Source organism: Streptomyces hygroscopicus subsp. hygroscopicus (assembly GCF_030269125.1).
In the GTDB taxonomy this organism is placed as follows: Bacteria; Actinomycetota; Actinomycetes; order Streptomycetales; family Streptomycetaceae; genus Streptomyces; species Streptomyces hygroscopicus_C.
The window spans coordinates 446,261-462,512 of sequence record NZ_BSSM01000005.1; the positions used below are offsets into that span (position 1 = coordinate 446,261).

General features: G+C 70.3%; 15 protein-coding genes and 1 pseudogene. 11 read left to right on the plus strand and 5 right to left on the minus strand.

Annotated features, from left to right (window positions below):
- Positions 1–82 precede the first annotated feature (82 nt).
- The 4 genes from QSK45_RS15120 (at position 83) to QSK45_RS15135 (ending at position 5,653) form a co-directional block, all read left to right on the plus strand.
- Positions 83–1,417 (plus strand): asparagine synthetase B family protein, encoded by a 1,335-nt coding sequence (locus QSK45_RS15120; protein ID WP_285556983.1) that lies wholly within the window; start codon positions 83–85, stop codon positions 1,415–1,417.
- Between the two features lie 11 nt (positions 1,418–1,428).
- On the plus strand, positions 1,429–2,691 hold the full coding sequence (locus QSK45_RS15125) for a cytochrome P450 family protein (RefSeq protein WP_285556985.1): 1,263 nt from the start codon (positions 1,429–1,431) through the stop codon (positions 2,689–2,691).
- A gap of 140 nt (positions 2,692–2,831) precedes the next feature.
- Entirely contained in the window at positions 2,832–3,779 is a 948-nt protein-coding gene (locus QSK45_RS15130; RefSeq protein WP_285556987.1) for an L-tyrosine/L-tryptophan isonitrile synthase family protein, read from the plus strand.
- Positions 3,780–4,636: 857 nt separating this feature from the next.
- Positions 4,637–5,653 carry a bile acid:sodium symporter family protein gene (locus QSK45_RS15135; protein WP_285556989.1) on the plus strand — a complete coding sequence of 339 codons (1,017 nt, stop codon included), beginning with the start codon at positions 4,637–4,639 and terminating at the stop codon, positions 5,651–5,653.
- Between the two features lie 25 nt (positions 5,654–5,678).
- Here the strand turns inward: QSK45_RS15135 and QSK45_RS15140 are convergent, their stop codons facing one another.
- Genes QSK45_RS15140 through QSK45_RS15155 form a run of 4 tightly spaced genes read right to left on the minus strand, consistent with a single transcriptional unit; the run spans position 5,679 to position 10,771 of the window.
- Positions 5,679–7,481 carry an ABC transporter ATP-binding protein gene (locus QSK45_RS15140; RefSeq protein ID WP_285556990.1) on the minus strand — a complete coding sequence of 601 codons (1,803 nt, stop codon included), beginning with the start codon at positions 7,479–7,481 and terminating at the stop codon, positions 5,679–5,681.
- Positions 7,478–8,293 carry an ABC transporter permease gene (locus QSK45_RS15145; protein WP_285556994.1) on the minus strand — a complete coding sequence of 272 codons (816 nt, stop codon included), beginning with the start codon at positions 8,291–8,293 and terminating at the stop codon, positions 7,478–7,480. Before QSK45_RS15145 ends, QSK45_RS15140 begins: the two co-directional genes overlap by 4 nt.
- Entirely contained in the window at positions 8,293–9,234 is a 942-nt protein-coding gene (locus QSK45_RS15150) for an ABC transporter permease (RefSeq protein ID WP_285556997.1), read from the minus strand. Before QSK45_RS15150 ends, QSK45_RS15145 begins: the two co-directional genes overlap by 1 nt.
- A 37-nt stretch (positions 9,235–9,271) precedes the next feature.
- Complete coding sequence (locus QSK45_RS15155) at positions 9,272–10,771, minus strand: ABC transporter substrate-binding protein (protein ID WP_285556999.1); 1,500 nt, start codon at positions 10,769–10,771, stop codon at positions 9,272–9,274.
- Between the two features lie 500 nt (positions 10,772–11,271).
- Between QSK45_RS15155 and QSK45_RS15160 the strand changes: the two genes are divergently transcribed.
- Positions 11,272–12,150: a TauD/TfdA family dioxygenase gene (locus tag QSK45_RS15160; protein WP_285557000.1), complete on the plus strand. Its 879-nt coding sequence runs from the start codon at positions 11,272–11,274 to the stop codon at positions 12,148–12,150.
- Between the two features lie 56 nt (positions 12,151–12,206).
- Here QSK45_RS15160 and QSK45_RS15165 read toward each other — a convergent pair whose 3' ends face one another.
- A complete protein-coding gene (locus tag QSK45_RS15165) occupies positions 12,207–12,374 on the minus strand; it encodes a PNPOx family protein (protein WP_285557002.1) in 168 nt (55 codons plus the stop codon).
- A gap of 306 nt (positions 12,375–12,680) precedes the next feature.
- Between QSK45_RS15165 and QSK45_RS15170 the strand changes: the two are divergent.
- From QSK45_RS15170 to eccD, 6 genes and pseudogenes are all read left to right on the plus strand, one after another.
- Positions 12,681–12,863: pseudogene (locus tag QSK45_RS15170) on the plus strand (LacI family transcriptional regulator); the annotation flags it as partial.
- Between the two features lie 298 nt (positions 12,864–13,161).
- Entirely contained in the window at positions 13,162–13,494 is a 333-nt protein-coding gene (locus QSK45_RS15175) for a hypothetical protein (protein WP_285557003.1), read from the plus strand.
- A 56-nt stretch (positions 13,495–13,550) separates the two neighbouring features.
- Positions 13,551–13,862: a pore-forming ESAT-6 family protein gene (locus QSK45_RS15180; protein ID WP_069779575.1), complete on the plus strand. Its 312-nt coding sequence runs from the start codon at positions 13,551–13,553 to the stop codon at positions 13,860–13,862.
- 86 nt (positions 13,863–13,948) lie between these two features.
- Positions 13,949–14,416 (plus strand): hypothetical protein, encoded by a 468-nt coding sequence (locus tag QSK45_RS15185; RefSeq protein ID WP_285557006.1) that lies wholly within the window; start codon positions 13,949–13,951, stop codon positions 14,414–14,416.
- 168 nt (positions 14,417–14,584) lie between these two features.
- Positions 14,585–14,878 carry a hypothetical protein gene (locus QSK45_RS15190; RefSeq protein ID WP_071383589.1) on the plus strand — a complete coding sequence of 98 codons (294 nt, stop codon included), beginning with the start codon at positions 14,585–14,587 and terminating at the stop codon, positions 14,876–14,878.
- A gap of 13 nt (positions 14,879–14,891) precedes the next feature.
- A complete protein-coding gene (gene eccD / locus QSK45_RS15195; protein ID WP_285557009.1) occupies positions 14,892–16,247 on the plus strand; it encodes a type VII secretion integral membrane protein EccD in 1,356 nt (451 codons plus the stop codon).
- Positions 16,248–16,252 lie beyond the last annotated feature (5 nt).

The window sequence follows — 16,252 nt, forward strand, 5'->3', positions numbered from 1 at the left end:
CGGGAACTCGCCCGCGATCCCCCCCGACTTGTGGGACGAGGCTGCCGTCCGGCAGTCCACCCGCGACGGTGAGGGGCGGCACGTGACACGCCACGGACCCGGTTCGCAACCACCCGGTCGCACACCCGTCGGCGAGAACCGCTGGCCGCTCGTCGCCGTGGCCGGTCTGCTGTCGTTCGTAGCGATGCTCGACATGAACATCGTCAACGTGGCCCTGGCGGACATCGCCGTCGGCCTGCACGTCTCGGCCGGGACCGCCCAGTGGGCGGTCCTCGGCTATCAGGACCGGGACACCGCCGTGGAGCGGGTCCGTGCCCTGGTCGGCGCGGCGGCACGCAGCCGGCTGGAGGCCGACGTCCCCCTGTGCAGCCTGCTGTCGGGCGGCATCGACTCCACGGTCCTGACCGCCCTGCTCGCCGACGAACTCCGGCTGCGGGAAGGCCCCGGCGCGCGGATCCGCTCGTACGCCGTCGACTACAGCGACCAGGCCGAGCGGTTCACCGGTGACGTGCTGCGCACCGGTCACGACACCCCGTTCGCCACCGAGGCCGGCGCCTTCATCGGCACCGACCACAGCACGGTCGTACTCGATCCGCGCTCCCTGCTCGACCCCGGGCACCGCCGAGCCGTCGTCGCGGCCCGCGACGCGCCGATCGGCGTCGGCGACATGGACACCTCCCTGTACCTGCTGTTCGGCGAGATACGGCGGCACTCCACCGTCGTGCTGTCCGGCGAGGCGGCCGACGAGGTCTTCGGCGGCTACCCGTGGTTCCACGACCCCGCGGCGCTCGCCGCCCGCACCTTCCCGTGGCTGCTGGTCACCGGAGACGAGGCGGCCATGCCCATGAACCCGGAACTCGACCTGCGCGTCGGCGAGTTCCGCGACGACACGTACCGCACCGCGCTGGCCGCCGTACCGCACCACGAGGACGAGACACCCGCCGAGCACCGGCAGCGCGAGATGCAGCACCTCTCCCTGACCCGCTGGCTGCGCCAGCTCCTGCACCGCAAGGACCGCCTCAGCATGGCGCAGGGCCTGGAGGTGCGCGTGCCGTACTGCGACCACCGCCTCGTCGAGTACGCCTTCGCCACGCCCTGGGCGCTGAAGAGCTTCGACGGCCGGGAGAAGAGCCTGCTGCGGGCGATGGGTTCCCGTCTCGCCCCGGACTCTGTGCTGCGCCGCCCGAAGAACCACTACCCGGCCACCCACCACCCCGACTACAACCGCGGCCTGCAGACCATGGCCCGCGACGCGCTGTCCGCCGACGCGGTGTGCGCGATCGCCGACGAGACCCGCATCAGACCCTGCCTCGACACCCCGCCCGAGCGGCTGGAGTGGGGCCAGCGCCTGCGCCTGGAACGCGTCGTCGACCTCGCGCTGTGGCTGGACCACTACCGGCCCGAACTCGTCCTCTGAGGAGCTCCCGCATGACCATCCAGGAACCCCCGCCGGACCGGGCGGAGCAGGCGCTCCCCGAGCCCGTCCCGCTGATGGGCTGCCCCTACAAGGCCGACCCCTACCCGCTGTACCGGCGGATGCGCGAGGCCGGCCCCGTCCACCGGGTCCTCTTCCCCAGCGGAGTCGGAGCCTGGCTCGTCACCGGCTACGACGCCGCGCACGCCGCGCTGAACGACGACCGCCTGGGCAAGGACCACGACCGCGGCAACGACCGCTGGCGCGCCCGCGCCTCGATCATGCCGGAGCCCCAGCACGCACAGCTCCAGGTCCACCTGCTGCACCAGGACCCGCCCCGGCACACCCGCATGCGGCGCTTCGTCACCGACGCCTTCGGCCCCCGCCGGATCGAGCGTCTGCGCCCCCGGTTCCAGGAACTGGCGGACGCGCTGGTCGACGCCTTGCCCGAGCACGGTCCCGCCGACCTCGTGAGCGGCTTCGCGGCCTCTTTCCCCTTCCAGGTGCTGGCCGAGGTCATCGGCCTACCGCAGGAGTCGGCGGCCCGCTTCGACCGCGACTGGGGGAAGGTCGTCCAGCCGGTCGGCCCCACGGACCCGGGACGGCCGCTGTACGAGGCCCGGCTGCACGGTCTGCAGGGCTACATCGCCGACGTCGTCACGCACAAGCGGGCGCACCGGGACGACGGCCTGCTCAGCCGCCTGGTCGTCGCGCGCGACCGGGGCGAACTCTCCCCGGAGGAACTGGACTCGATGATCTTCCAGCTCCTCGTCGCGGGCCAGGAGCCGGTCACCAACCAGATCACCACCGCCCTGATCGCCCTCTTCCGCAACCCCGGCCGGCTCGCCCGGCTGCGCGCCGAGCCGGACCTCCTGCCGCGCGCGGTCGAGGAACTCCTGCGCTACGACAGCGCCTTCGAGCTGACCACCTGGCGCTTCTTCGACGAGGACAGCGACCTGCACGGCACGCGGGTCCCGGCCGGCGACTCGGTGATCGTCTCCCTGTGCGCCGCCAACCGGGACCCGCGCCGCTTCCCCGACCCCGACACCCTCGACCTCGATCGCACCCCCAATCCGCATCTCGCCTTCGGCCATGGCATCCACTTCTGCCCCGGCTCGGCCCTCGCCCGCGCCGAACTCCAGGTCGCCCTCGGCACCCTCCTCGCCCGCCTGCCCGGCCTCCACCTGGCGACCGGGGACGAGGACATCGAGTGGATCCCGGCCGTCCTCGGCCGCGGCGCCGGCCGTCTGCCCGTCGGCTACGACCGACGCCTCTGACAAGGGCGCCCGGCCCTCCGGGTCCGGACGCACCGTCCGGCCCGGTCCCGGGCGCCCCCCACCAGCCGACCACCGGCGCCCGGCCACCACCTTCGCCGCGGCGCCATGCCGACGTGCCCCCGAACCCCAGGAGGAACGACATGCCACTCACGATCGCGCCGGACACCCTCGCCACCCGCGTCGGCGCCGAGATCCTCGGCCTGCTCCTGCCCCATCACCGCACCTCCGACCGGGCTGCCGGTCCCGCCCCCGCGGAGGCGTTCCCCCACCAGCTGCGCCGCATCGCCGCCTTCGTGCGCGACGGCGCCCCGGTCGTCTTCGCGCTGCCCGGCTTCCCCTGCAAGTCACCCAACCCGGCCAAGGTGCTCGGGCACCTCCCCGACCAGGGCGAACGTCTCTCCCTCACCTTCCTGGACACCCTGTGCGCGGAGATCGAGCGCGTCTACCCGCCGGGCGCCCGCGTGATCATCTGTTCCGACGGCCACGTCTTCGCCGACCTCATCGGGGTGCCCGACGAACACGTCGACGCCTACGCCGACGACCTGCGCACGCAGATACGACGACTGGGCCTGGAGAGACTCTCCGTCTTCGACCTGCGCGACGCGCTCGGCGACCTCCCGCACGACGCCAAACGCGCCCACGTCCACGAGCGTTACGCCCCCGCCGTGGACGCCCTGCGCGCCGAGTTCCGCGCCGACGACCACGCCCTCGCCCTCTACCGGGGCATCACCCGCTTCCTCGTCGAGGACACCGCGGACTGGCCCGGGACCCGTTCCGCCCTCCAGCGAACCTGCCGGCAACGCGCCTACGGCGTCATCCAGCGCAGCCGAGCCTGGGGCGCCGTGATCGCCGCCCACCATCCCCGCGCGGTCCGCCTCTCCATCCACCCCCAGCCCATCGGCGCCCCGAAGTTCGGCATCCGCCTCCTCGACGCACCGGACATCTGGACCACCCCCTGGCACTCCACCGCCGTCCACCGCCCCGACGGCACCTGGACCCTCCTCCCCCACTCGGAAGCCGCCCGCACGGGCCGACTGGTACGGCGGAACGGCCGCAACAGCCACTTCGACCAACGAGGCACCGCCTGACATCCCCACCGCACGGACGACCCGACGACCGCCCTGCGGCTCGCACCGCGGCCCCCGGGTCGCGGTCGGGATTCGAACCCAGGGCCTTTCGCCCCGAAGCACATCGGACGAGGTCTCCGCCCTGGGCCCAAGCAGCCCTCACCGGCGGCGACGGTCCGCCGGAGTCCGTGGAGGCTACAGATGCATGGCGGTGGCCGGGAGCTCGTCCAGGCTAAAGCCCTTCTGCAGATCGGTGGCCATCTTCAGCGGCTGGGCCACGGCGAGGTCTGCGCGTCCGGCAGACCAGGCGCCCCTGTGCGTCGTACTCGAACGTCGTGCGTCCCGCCTGGCGGACGAGTGTGCCCTCGAACTTGCGCCCGCCTTCCGAGGCAATGGGCCTCCTGCCTGGCCCCGACCCTCATGCCTATGCCGGCAACCCGGGGAGTGAATCCGATCCGCTGGGCTTGTTCACGGCCCGTGGCCGACCGGTCTCGAGGGCACGCTATGGGCACGCCGAGCGCGAGTAGGTGCAGAGGACTCCTCCTCGCGGCTGACGACCACCCGGGTTCCAGAAAGGAGAGTCGCCCGGAAGGGCACCGTTGCGGCAGCACACGAAGAAGGGTTTGGCACCCCCGGCCCGCGGCAACCAGCGCACCGCCTGGGACGCGGGCTGCCGCCATGACTACGAGAACTCCGGACACCGGCAGGCACGGGAGCGGCAGGGGCGACGGAGTCCTGTTCGAGCCGCATCCTCGCGGTCCACATCTCGGTCGGCCGCCCGCCCGCTGCCGCGACCCCGCTCGGCCGGGTCCTGCCGGCGCCCCCCTCGACCGTCACATGCTTCGGTGACCACTCGGCTACGGGCTAGGGTGCCGGTCATGCCTAGCGAACACCAGAGCGTTTCCGGTGCTGAGTTACCCGAGACGCCGACCGCCCCGGACGCCCCCTCCCCTCCCGCTGACGTTCCGTCCGCCGACCGGGCGGCACGACGTGCCGTCGTCCTCTTCCCCCTTCTGGTGGTCGCGGCCGGTGTGATCGGGCTGCTCTGGCCGGCGCACTTCACGGGCTGGGCACCCGCCGTGCCGTGGATGCTGGGCGTGGTGATGTTCCTCATGGGCCTGACCCTGACGCCGCCGGACTTCACCGCGATCGCCAGACGCCCCTGGCCTGTGGGGCTGGGCCTGGTCGCCCACTACGTCATCATGCCCGGCCTGGGCTGGCTGGTCGCGACGCTGCTGGATCTGCCCCCTCAGCTGGCGGCCGGTGTCATCCTCGTCGGTTGCGCCCCGAGCGGTACGGCGTCGAACGTGATCACCTACCTGGCCCGGGGAGACGTCGCGCTGTCCGTCTCGGTAGCGACCGTCTCCACGGTGGTCGCACCGCTGGTGACGCCGCCCCTCACGCTCCTGCTCGCCGGGAAGTTCCTCTCGGTCGACGCTGGTTCCATGGTGGTGGACATCCTCAAGACGGTGCTGGTCCCGGTCCTCGCCGGCTTGGCCGTACGGCTGGCCGTCGGCCGTTACGTGGACCGGGTCCTGTGGCTGCTTCCCTGGCTCTCCGCCGCCGCCGTTGCCGTCATCGTGCTCGTCGTCATCTCGGGCAGCGCCGCTCGCATCAAGGACGCGGCCGCCCTGGTGTTCCTCGCAGTGGTGCTGCACAACGGCCTCGGCCTGCTGCTCGGTTACGTCGCCGGGAAGCTGGCGCGCCTCAGCCGGCCGGCGAGCCGGGCCATGGCGTTCGAGGTCGGCATGCAGAACTCCGGCCTCGCGGCCTCGCTCGCCACCGCCCACTTCAGTCCGGCGGCGGCTCTGCCCGCGGCCATCTTCTCCGTGTGGCACAACGTCTCGGGCGCGGCGGTCGCGGCCTGGATGTCCCGCGCGGCACGCCGCAGTTGAGCGGACGGGGCCGGGCCGCCGGTCTTCAGTACCTCATCCTCGGCACGGCGCCGAGGAGCTGCTTCGTGTACGGGTGCCGTGGTGCCTCCCACACCGACTCCACCGTGCCGCTCTCGACCAGCCTGCCGTCCCGCAGCACCAGCACCGTGTCGCACAGATAGCGGATGACACCGAGGTCGTGCGAGATGACACACAGTGCCATTTCTCGCTCGGTCGTGGCCGTGCGGAGCAAGTCGAGGACTTCGGCGCGTACCGAGACGTCCAGCGCGCTGACCGGTTCGTCGGCGAGCAGGACGGCGGGCTCCGGAGCCAGCGCCCGTGCGATGGCGATGCGCTGGCGCTGGCCGCCGGAGAGCTGATGGGGATAGCGCTCGCCGGCCTCTTCGGGAAGCCCGACGGCCGTCAGCAGTTCGGACACCCGCTCCCGCGCGGCCGCGGAGCGGCGGGCGGGCAGGGGCTCGGCGATGATCTCCCGCACCCGAAGCCGGGGATCGAGCGAGCCCATGGGGTCCTGAAAGACCACCTGCAGTCTGGAACCGGCCCCGCCGCTGGGCCCGTCGGCGCGCCCGAAGTAGCGCACGCCGCCGTCGCTCGGGCGGTCCAGACCGGCCAGCAGCCGCAGCAGAGTCGACTTTCCGGCCCCCGACTCACCGACCACCCCGACCCGCTGCCCCGCGCGCAGGTCGAGATCGATTGGTTCGAGGGCCCTGAAGGTCGGGCGCTTGCCGAAGAGGCCGGTACGGCGCCCCTGGTAGCGCCGGGTGAGGCCTTGCGTGGACAGCAGCAGTTCGCTGTCCACGGCCTTCCCGCAGTGGGCCGGCTCCGTACGGTCCCGGTCCGGGGACTCGGCGGCGGACGGCCAGGCGGGCAGTGCGTCGTGGTGCCAGCAGGCGACCGTGTCGTCCGGTTTCTCGCCGGTCGGCTCAGGCGGAGCGGCACACTGCTCATCAGCGTACGCGCAGCGGTTGCTGAAACCGCAGCCGGCCGGCAGGTCCTTTGGTGCGGGGACGACGCCCGGGATGGCGCGGGCGCGGGAACCGGGCGTCAGATCACAGGCGGCGAGCAGGGCCCGGGTGTAGGGGTGCTTCGGTGCCGACAGCACCCGGTCGGCAGGCCCGCTCTCCACGATCCGGCCGCCGTACATGACCAGGACGCGGTGGCACACGGACGACACGAGTGCGAGGTCGTGGCTGATGAACAGCACCGCGGTGCCCCGCTCCTCGCAATCGCCGACGATCAGGTCGGTGATCTCCTTCTGCACGGTCACGTCGAGGGCGGTGGTCGGCTCGTCGCAGATCAGCAGGTCGGGGTCGTTGGAGAGGGCTATACCGAGGACGCCGCGCTGGCGCTGGCCGCCGGAGAGCTGGTGCGGGAAGGAGCGGGCCGCCTGCCGGGGGGCGGGCAGCCGCAGCCGGTCGAGGAGTTCCACGGCCGCTTCGTCGGCGACCCGGCGTGTGGGCCGGGTGCCGTGCAGGCGCATCCCCTCGGTGATCTGTGAGCCGACCCTCTGCACGGGGTTGAGGGCGGTCATCGGCTCCTGGAAGACCATGCCGACGCGCTTGCCGCGGATCGCGGACAGCTGCCGGTCGGAGGCGCCCAGCAGGTCGAACTCCACGCCCGCGAGGCGCACGCTCCCGCCCGGCCGCAACCCGTCGTCGAGCAACCCCAGGCAGGCCAGTGCGGTGAGGGACTTGCCCGAACCGGATTCGCCGATGACACCGACCCGTTCGCCGCGCGCCACAGTGAAGCCGATACCGCGCACCAACCGCGCCGAACCTGAGTCGACCGTCAGGTTCGTCACTTCGAGCAGGGGCTCGCCGGGGCTCATCGCACTCCTTCGAGAGCAGGGTCCACGCGGTCACGCAGACCGTCGCCGAGGAGGTTGAGCCCCAGCACGGTGGCCGCGACAGCGAGCCCAGGCCACAGGGAGAGCTGGGGCGTGGAGAAGAGCAGATCCTGTGACTCCTGGAGCATCCGTCCCCAGGAGGGGGTCGGAGGCGTCGTGCCGAGCCCGAGGTAGGACAGGGCCGCCTCGGCCAGGATTGCGGTGGAGAACGACACGGACGCCTGCACGATGACGATGTCCGCGATGTTCGGCAGCACGTGCCGCAGGGCGATCGCCACGCGGCCGCGCTTGGCCAGCCGTGCCGCGTCGATGTACTCCGCGGTCATGACGCGCAGCGTCGCGGCCCTGCTGACCCGGGCGAAGCCCGGGGCCGAGGCGATCCCGATCGCCACCATCGCGGTCAGCGTGCCGGAGCCGTAGACGGCCGCCAGCATGATGGCCAGCAGCAGGGCGGGGAAGGCCAGGAGGAAGTCGCTCACGCGCATGATGACGGTGCTGAGCCAGCCGCCTGTCATCCCGGCGACCACGCCCATGGGTACCCCGGCCAGCAGCGCAATGCCCACGGCGACGACACCGGCGAAAACGGTGATGCGGGCACCCACCATCAGGCGGCTGGCCACGTCACGGCCTAACTGGTCGGTCCCCAACAGGTGTTCACCGCCCGCGCCGGCGAGTTGCCGGGCGGCGTCCACGTGGTTGGGATCGTACGGAGTCCACACCATGGAGACGGCGGCCACCGCGAGCACGAGAGCGACGATCAGACAGCCGGTCACCAGAGTTGCCCGGGATCTCATCAGCGGCTCCGCAGACGGGGGTCGAGCACGCGATAGAGCAGGTCGGTCACCAGATTCACCACAAGCACCGCGACAACGAGAACGACCACCACGCCCTGCACGAGCAGCAGGTCGCGGTCTTGCACACCGCGCAACAGCAGATCGCCGAGGCCGGGGATGACGAAGACACGCTCGACGACGATCGCCCCGACCAGGAGATTCGACAGTTGCAGGCCCAGGACGGTGACCACGGGGATGGCGGCGTTGGGCAGCCCGTGCCGGCACAGCGCGGCCCACCGGCGCACCCCCTTGGCGCGTGCGGTGCGCATGAAGTCCTGACGCTGCACGGACAGCAGGGCGGAGCGTACGTAGCGCGTGAGCACCGCGCCCTGGACCAAGCCGAGCGACAACCAGGGCAGCACCAGATGCCGGGCCCAGTCCTGGGGATCCTCGGCGAGCGGTGTGTACCCTCCGGCCGGCAGGGCGCCGACGCGTACCGCGAAGGCGTAGACGAGCAGGATGCCCGCGAGGAAGGCGGGGACGGCGATACCGACCTGGCTGAGGCCTGACAGCAGGGCCCCGCGTCCGGTGCGGTGCCAGGCGGCCGCGAGCACACCCGCGGGCAGCGCGAGCAGCAGGGCCACCAGCATGCCGCCCGCCACGAGCCAGACCGTCACCGCGAAGCGATTCGCGATCCGCGGGCCGATCGCCTCGTGCGTCACGTACGAGGTGCCGAAGTCACCGTGCAGGAGGCCCTGGGCCCAGTCGGCGTACTGCACCAGCAACGGCCGGTCCGTGCCGAACTCCCGGCTCAGCCTGGCCACGGCCGCAGGAGTGGCGTTGGTGCCCAGCGCGACCTCCGCCGCGTTGCCTGGCAGTACGGCGAGGAAGGCGAACACCACGAAGCTGGCCACCACCACGCTGACGAGCAGGGTCGCGGTCCTGCGCACGACGTGGCTCATACGGCACCGCAACCGTCGGCGCTGCGGACGCGGTGGCTCACTTCCCGGACCACCGCACGCCCGCGAACTCCAGTCCCTCGCCGACCTGGTTGACCGGCAGGCCCCGCAGGCTCTTGTCCGCCACCATCAGGTTCGGCACGAGGTAGAGCCAGTCGGCGGCCGCGTCCTGGGACAGCAGCTTCAGCGCCCGACGGTAGTCCGCGGAGGCCTCCTGCGGCGAGCCGGCATCGGCCTTCTGGAGCAGCCGGGCGTAGGCGGGGTTGTCGTAGCGGAAGTAGTAGTGCGGGTCGGCGAAGATCCACTGGTCGCGGGGTTCGGCGTGGGCGATGATCGACATGTCGTAGTCGGCCTTGTCGAAGACCTCCGACAGCCAGCGGGCCGGGAACTCCAGGGGTTCGATCCGCACCTTGAGACCTACCTGAGCCAGCTGGTCCTGGACGACCTGGGCCGCGCTGACGGCGTAGGGCAGGTTGGGGATCCGCATCCGGATGCTGGTGCCCTCCGCCCCGGCCTCCTTCAGCAGCCGCTTGGCCTTCGCCGGGTCGTACGGGTAGCGGTTGGACGCGCCCGCGTACCAGGGGTCGCTCGGGGACTCCTGGGAGCCGATCAGCGTGCCGCGGCCGGCGCGGGTGGTCTTCAGCAGCGCCTCGTGGTCGATGGCGTACCGCACGGCCTGGCGGACCCGCTTGTCCTGGAAGGGCTTGCGGGAGTTATTCATCGACAGTACGACTTCCGAGGTCGAGGATCCGTCGATGACCTGGAATCGGCTCTTGTCCTTGAACAGCGACAGCGTCTCGGGGGCCTGCACGGCGCCCAAGACGTTGATGTCCCCGGCGAGCATCGCGTTGTTCAGGGCCCCGGAGTCCTTGAAGTACTTCAGGGTCACCGTGTCCAGCGCGGGCCTGGCGCCCCAGTAACCGGTGTTGCGCTTGAGGACCAGGCTGTCGCCACGCTGCCAGCTCTCCACCTCGAAGGGCCCGGTACCCACCGGGTGTTCCTTCAGGTCCGACACCCCGTCTCGGCTGTACATCGCGCCGATGCGCGTGGTCATCGAGTACAGCCAGTTGTTGCTGGGGCGCTTCAGCGTGACCTTGACGGTGTCGGCGTCCACCTTCGTCGCGCTGCGTACGTCGTCCATCTGCTGGGCGATCTTCAGCTTCCAGACCGTCCGGACGCGATTGATGGAGAAGACGGCGTCGTCCGCCGTGAAGGCCTTCCCGTTGGTGAACTTCACGTTATTGCGCAGGTGGAAGGTGTAGGTGCGACCGTCGGCGCTGCGGTCGTAGCTCTTCGCCAGCCCAGGCTGTATTCGGCCCTGCTGATCGATCCGGACCAGGCCCTCGTACACGTTGCCCAGCAGAGCCTGCGGGATCGCCGCGCCATCCGTGGTGGAGAAGTCCAGCGTCGCGGGCTCGGCCACCAGCCCGACGGTGAGAGCGTCGGTGGAGTGCCGGTCGGCACCCGATCCGCAGCCGGCCAGAGTGACCGTGACCAGGGCAGCGCTGAGGGTGAGGGCAGGAATCCGTCGGGGGGGCATGATCACTGTCTCTCCGTGATGGGCCGGTGCCGACCCGCGGCAGGGCCAGGGCGAGTTCAACGCGTCGGGTGAGGCGGGCTGTGTGTGCCCGAAGCTGACACGGACTGTCTTCGTGGTGAAACCAAGATGGTGAGACAACGTCGCTACAGCTCGGGAATTGATGGCCGGGCGGGCCGGACCGCACACGCCTGAGGTAGGACATCGGCACCCTACCCGCTGCCCTGACGGAGCATCAATACTCTTCTATAGCTTTGACGTTCGGGTCGGTTACCACCATGATCGACCTGCGTTCAAACCGTACGGTCGCGCGGGAAGTTGCGCAGTCGGCGTGAACCGCCGCATTACGAGATCGGAGAGATCTTTTGCCCCCGCATTCCAACCACTTCATACGCACCGAACCGGTCACCGGACCTGGAGTCTGGCAGGCGAGCGACTTCACCGATTCGAGCTCCTGGACGGAGGTCCTCGATGAGCGGGAAATCGCTGAACTGGAGAGCGCCTTGGGTACCGCGAAGGAGTGCGGAGAGCCGCTCGCGAAACTCTCCGTGGACGACTTTCCACTGCCCACTCTCAGCAGGCGGCTCGAAGCGATCGTGGACGAACTGGAGTTCGGCCGCGGATTCAGTGTGGTGCGCGGTCTGCCGGTCGACAAGTGGTCGGTGGAGGACGCCAAGTTGATCTACTGGGGCATCGGGCTCCACCTCGGCGTACCGGTGTCACAGAATGCGGCCGGCGATCTGATGGCCCATGTCAAGGACCACTCGGAGGGCGACCTCGACGACCCGAACACCGTGACCCGCGCCTACCGGACCCGTTCCGCGCTGCCTTTCCACACCGACAGCGCCGACATCGTGGGCCTGCTGTGCCTGCGCAACGCGGGACACGGCGGGGTCAGCACGCTGGCCAGCTCCATGACGATCTACAACTACCTGCTCGCCCACCATCGTGAGCTACTCGGCCTCTACTACCGCGGCTTCGTCTACGACCGACGGGCCGAAGAGGCGACCGACGAGGTGCCGTACTACCGCAACGCCGTGTACGGCTACTTCAACGACCAGCTCAGCTGCCGCTTCTACATGGCGCAGTACATCGAGTCGGCCACCGCGCGGTCCGGGATTCCGCTCAGTGACATCGAGCGGTACGCCCTCCGGCTCTTCCAGGAGATCGGTGCCATGGACGAGCACCAGATCTCGATGAAGCTCCAGCCGGGCGACATCCAGTTGCTGAACAACAACCTTGTGGTGCACGGCCGTACGGCGTTCGAGGACCAGCCGGGCCGCCGCCGTGATCTGCTGCGCCTGTGGCTCAACACTCGCAAGGCGCGCGAGTACCCGGACGACTTCGCGGCATTCCGCTTCGGCATGCCGAAGACGCACTGACGTGAATTAGCCTCCTGATACAGGACGGGGGCCGCCCTGCGCGCCCTCGCCCTGTATCAGACCCCGGCCACGGCGAGGCGGGGCCAGGCGCTGTATTCGCCCATGCGGCACAGCAGGGGATCACGCGTGTGCACCACGCCTCCGCCGACCTGGGCGATGAAGAGCCGGTGACCTCCTGCCCCGAGGCTCCGCGCCGTGCGGCATTCCGCGTAGGAAAGCGCCATGCCGGAGAGGAGCGGGGCCTCTGGGCCACCTCCGAAGGGATCCCGTTCACGGCGGAGAATTCGTCCTGGCCCTTGCCCGTGAAGGCTTGCGAGGCTGCCTCGCCGGAACCGGCGAGGAAACTGACCACGAACGCCCCCGCGGACATCAGCGCCGGCAGGGTACGGTCCGGGCGACTCGCAGGCCCGCCGGGTCGCGTACGCGACCAAGGGCGCAGAGACGCGGCCACCGGCACCCTCGACCGGCCTATCGGTTCCTCGCCGAGCCGGCGCAAGCCCGGATCACCGAACACGCCCGCCCATGATCCGCACCTCCACGGTTCGGTCTCCGCACGCTGCGCCCACGTCACCCCTGGCATGCGCCGGCGCCTCATGCTCGGTCTCACCGCACCGTGGGAGGCATCCCTCGACGCCCGCCTGGCCCTGTGCCCGACTTCACCGGTGCGTGTGCTCAACAACCTCCTGCGTGCACGCGCGGTCGCCCTCCGGTAGCCGCACGGTGCGCGCAACCCTGTTGCGGGGCACCGCCGTTTCCCCGTACGAGGTCGGCGATTCAACGCTCATCCAGGTTGCATCGGCCGATTCGGCGACACGAGCCCGTCCCGGATGGCCAGATTGCCCTCAGGCTCGCCCTGTCGCATGCACCAGATCACGCCACTTCGGTCCCTTTCGCGTTGCGCCTGCAACTTGAGGTGCGAGAGGATGTTCGACGCACTGTGGGCTCTGGCGTCGCGAGGTGAAGCAGCGGCGATTGAGTAGTCCCAGCACAACACGCTTACGGGGTGGGTGGATGAAGTTCGACATGGGGTCGACGACCCTGTCGCAGCTCGGGAAGAGCACCGTCGGCTCAAGCGACGACCTGGGAACGCTGATCAGGTTGCTGATCCAGGCGGCCGAACCGTTGGAGGGGAAGTTCAACGGTGCCGGCAAGGCCGCGTTCGACACGTTCAAGGTGCATGCCGACGAGATCACGGCGGACCTGAACAGCTCGCTGAGCGCGATCCTCGGCGGTCAGTCCGGTATGGACACGGCGTTCGGCAGTGGTGACGTGGAGTTGGGTGACAACGCGCACCAGAACATGGGGATGGCCAACTTCGACGCGGCCCGTTTCGGCGCGCGATAACCGTCCTCGAAGAGCAAGTCACCGCTGTCGTCACCGTCTTCAAGGGGGACTCGATCATGGCTCAGAACCAAGACCGCCGCTCGTACGACACCGGCGCCTCCGCCGACGTACAGACCAGCCTGGCCGGCATCATCGGTCATCTGGAGCGCGTGCTGACCGACCGCGACCGGGCGGTCAAGGCGGCGATGGCCAACTTCCAGGCCGATGGTGTCTCGGACGAGTACCACGGCAAGGAGGTCCGCTGGCACAAAGCCGCGGCCGAGGTGCGCGAGATCATCCGTCTGGTGCGCAACACGCTGGAGCAGAACGACGGCACTGCTCAGGCCACCCTCGCCAAGGCGAAGGCAGCAGTCGACAACATCGGGTGACCGGCGGTTGACGGCCCCCTCTCCGCTCCGGTCGGCCGCTCGCCCGAACAGGAGATGCCTCTGTAGCCTGCGCGACCATGGCTGACATGTTCGAGCTGATGCTTGCGTTGGACTTGCGTGACGAGTTGTCGGTGGGGGAACTCACGGAGCTGCGATGGCATCTGGGAGCGGGCTCCCAGCCGGACACACTCAGTATCGTCACCGAATTTCCGGTCGTGGAAGAGGACGAAGACGGAGAGTTCGTCATCGAGGATCATCCTGAGCCCCTTCTCGGCCAGCACGGTGACAGCTACAAGATTGGGGGTGCTCTTGTCTCCGTGCTGCTGCGTCGGCAGGACCCGGGGCAGGAGGGCTGGGCGCTGACCAGCCGACAGGAGATCCATCCGGACGATTTCGAGCGCACCGGTGAACTCCTCAGCTGGCTTGCGGCCAAGGCCAGCGAGCGGCATCGAGGCTCCGACGGCGAGGTCCGTCTTGGCTGGATTCGGTTCTACGAAGAGCGCCTGCCTGTGCCTTTGGTAGTGCGTGACGGCGCAGTCGTCTGGCCGTCATAGGTCCGGGGCGACGGGGCGAGGTGGTCACGGAGGCAGAGCGCTATGGCTGGGGCATCGTCGGCCTGCGCTGCTGACCGCCGCCCATCTTCTGCCTCGTTGCGTCCCGAATCCGCACGGCGAGAAGATGTTCGGCGAGCACCCGCGTGTCCAGCGAACCGGATTTGAGTGATGTCAGCCCAGGATTACGACAGTCAGCTTCTTGAGTCCGTGGCGGTGCGGCGTCGGCGGTTGCGTGATGCCGTGTTGTTCGGGGCGCAGCGGCAGCGGCGGACCGTGGACGAGCGGCTCGGGAAGGCGTTCGCGGGGGTGGTGATCGCCGCCGTGGTGTGTGCCGGGTGTGTGGGGTGGTCCTTCATCGCACATCGCGTGATCGGGAAGGCTCCGTACGGGACCTCTGTGCCTGTGTTCACGCCCTCCGGTCAGCCCACCGCTCCACCGCAGCCTGCGAATTCGGCCCGATGATAGGTTCGCACGCGTGATATCCCGGGGGACTGTGAGCCGTACGGCACTGAGTCGAGTCACATTGGTCGGTGAGCGGCGTCGGGTGGATCTGGTGCTGCCGGCTCGGGAGCCTGTCGGGCTGCTGTTGCCCGAGGTGATGCGTCTGCTCGACGACCGGGTGGCCGAGCATCCGCAGGCCCGGCACCTGGTGACGGCCGACGGAAGTGCTCTGGAGCCGGATGCCACGCTGGAGTCGGCGGGAGTGCCCGACGGTGCTGTACTCCGGCTGGTCCGGGTCGAGGACGCGCCGTCCGCTCCGGTAGTCCATGACGTGAGTGACGAGGCTGCCGGGGATCTGGATGTGCGGGCCTGGCGGTGGGACGCGAGGGCGCGGCGGATCACGGCCGCGGGCGCGGGTGTGGTCTGGGCGTCGGCCGTCGGCTTCATGACGCGCCAGGGATTCGAGGCCAAGGCCGCCGGATGGGCGCTCCTCGTGACCGCGGTGGTAGCCGCGGCGGCTGGTGCGCTGCTGGGGCGGGCCGGGCACAAGGGGCTTGCCGCCGCTCTGGTCGTGGTGAGCGCCGCTGTGGGCGTGCAGGGCGCCTGGTCGGTTGCCGAGGCACAGGGCTGGCCGGGAGCGGTGCGGTTGGCCGCCGTGCTCTCGGTCCTGGTGGTGGCGCTGTTGCTGCTCGGGTGGTTCTCGCCGTTCGGGCGGGGTGCACTGGTCGGGGCAGGGGCACTGGCCGGAGCGGGCGCGTGCTGGGAGGTGGCGCTCGCGTTTCAGTCCGGCGGAGCCGGTTCGGCACGTGCCGGGGCGCTGCTCGCCGTGGTGTCCGTTGTCGCGCTGGGCGTGCTGCCCCGGTTGGCGCTGGCGGCGTCGGGCCTGTCCGGGCTGGACGACCGGCGTTCCGCGGGCTCGTCCGTCAGCCGCTACCAGGTGGCCACCGCGTTGGCCGCCACGCATCGGGGGCTGGCGCTGGCGACGCTCGTCACCGCGGTCTGCGGTGCCGTTGCCGGAGTGCTGGCGGTGCGTACCGTGACGGTATGGACGGTGCTGCTGGCCGTCGCCGCGGCGTTCGTCCTCGCGCTGCGGGCGCGCGCCTACCCGCTGGTGGCGGAGGTAGTCGCACTGCTCGCGGCATCCATGGTGGTGGCGCTGCGGTTGGCCTGGTTGTGGCGGGAGCACTCGGGAGCCCCGGCACCGCTCGCCGCTCTCGGCGTGCTGGTCGTGCTGTCCCTGGGTGTGCTGGCCGTGCAGCCCGCCGAGCATGTCCGAGTACGGCTGCGCAAGGCCGGCGACGTGCTGGAGTCGGCTGGTGTGGTCGCTCTGTTCCCGCTGGTCCTGGGGGTGTTCGGGGTGTACGGGCGGCTCCTGGGCACCTTCGCGTGAGGTGG

Excerpts from the sequence above, each read along its gene's own strand:
- QSK45_RS15125 (WP_285556985.1), top strand. The coding sequence starts at position 1,429 with ATGACCATCCAGGAACCCCCGCCGGACCGGGCGGAGCAGGCGCTCCCC.
- QSK45_RS15130 (WP_285556987.1), top strand. The coding sequence starts at position 2,832 with ATGCCACTCACGATCGCGCCGGACACCCTCGCCACCCGCGTCGGCGCC.
- QSK45_RS15135 (WP_285556989.1), top strand. The coding sequence starts at position 4,637 with ATGCCTAGCGAACACCAGAGCGTTTCCGGTGCTGAGTTACCCGAGACG.
- QSK45_RS15140 (WP_285556990.1), bottom strand. The coding sequence starts at position 7,481 with ATGAGCCCCGGCGAGCCCCTGCTCGAAGTGACGAACCTGACGGTCGAC.
- QSK45_RS15145 (WP_285556994.1), bottom strand. The coding sequence starts at position 8,293 with ATGAGATCCCGGGCAACTCTGGTGACCGGCTGTCTGATCGTCGCTCTC.
- QSK45_RS15150 (WP_285556997.1), bottom strand. The coding sequence starts at position 9,234 with ATGAGCCACGTCGTGCGCAGGACCGCGACCCTGCTCGTCAGCGTGGTG.
- QSK45_RS15155 (WP_285556999.1), bottom strand. The coding sequence starts at position 10,771 with ATGCCCCCCCGACGGATTCCTGCCCTCACCCTCAGCGCTGCCCTGGTC.
- QSK45_RS15165 (WP_285557002.1), bottom strand. The coding sequence starts at position 12,374 with ATGGCGCTTTCCTACGCGGAATGCCGCACGGCGCGGAGCCTCGGGGCA.
- QSK45_RS15175 (WP_285557003.1), top strand. The coding sequence starts at position 13,162 with ATGAAGTTCGACATGGGGTCGACGACCCTGTCGCAGCTCGGGAAGAGC.
- QSK45_RS15180 (WP_069779575.1), top strand. The coding sequence starts at position 13,551 with ATGGCTCAGAACCAAGACCGCCGCTCGTACGACACCGGCGCCTCCGCC.
- QSK45_RS15185 (WP_285557006.1), top strand. The coding sequence starts at position 13,949 with ATGTTCGAGCTGATGCTTGCGTTGGACTTGCGTGACGAGTTGTCGGTG.
- QSK45_RS15190 (WP_071383589.1), top strand. The coding sequence starts at position 14,585 with ATGTCAGCCCAGGATTACGACAGTCAGCTTCTTGAGTCCGTGGCGGTG.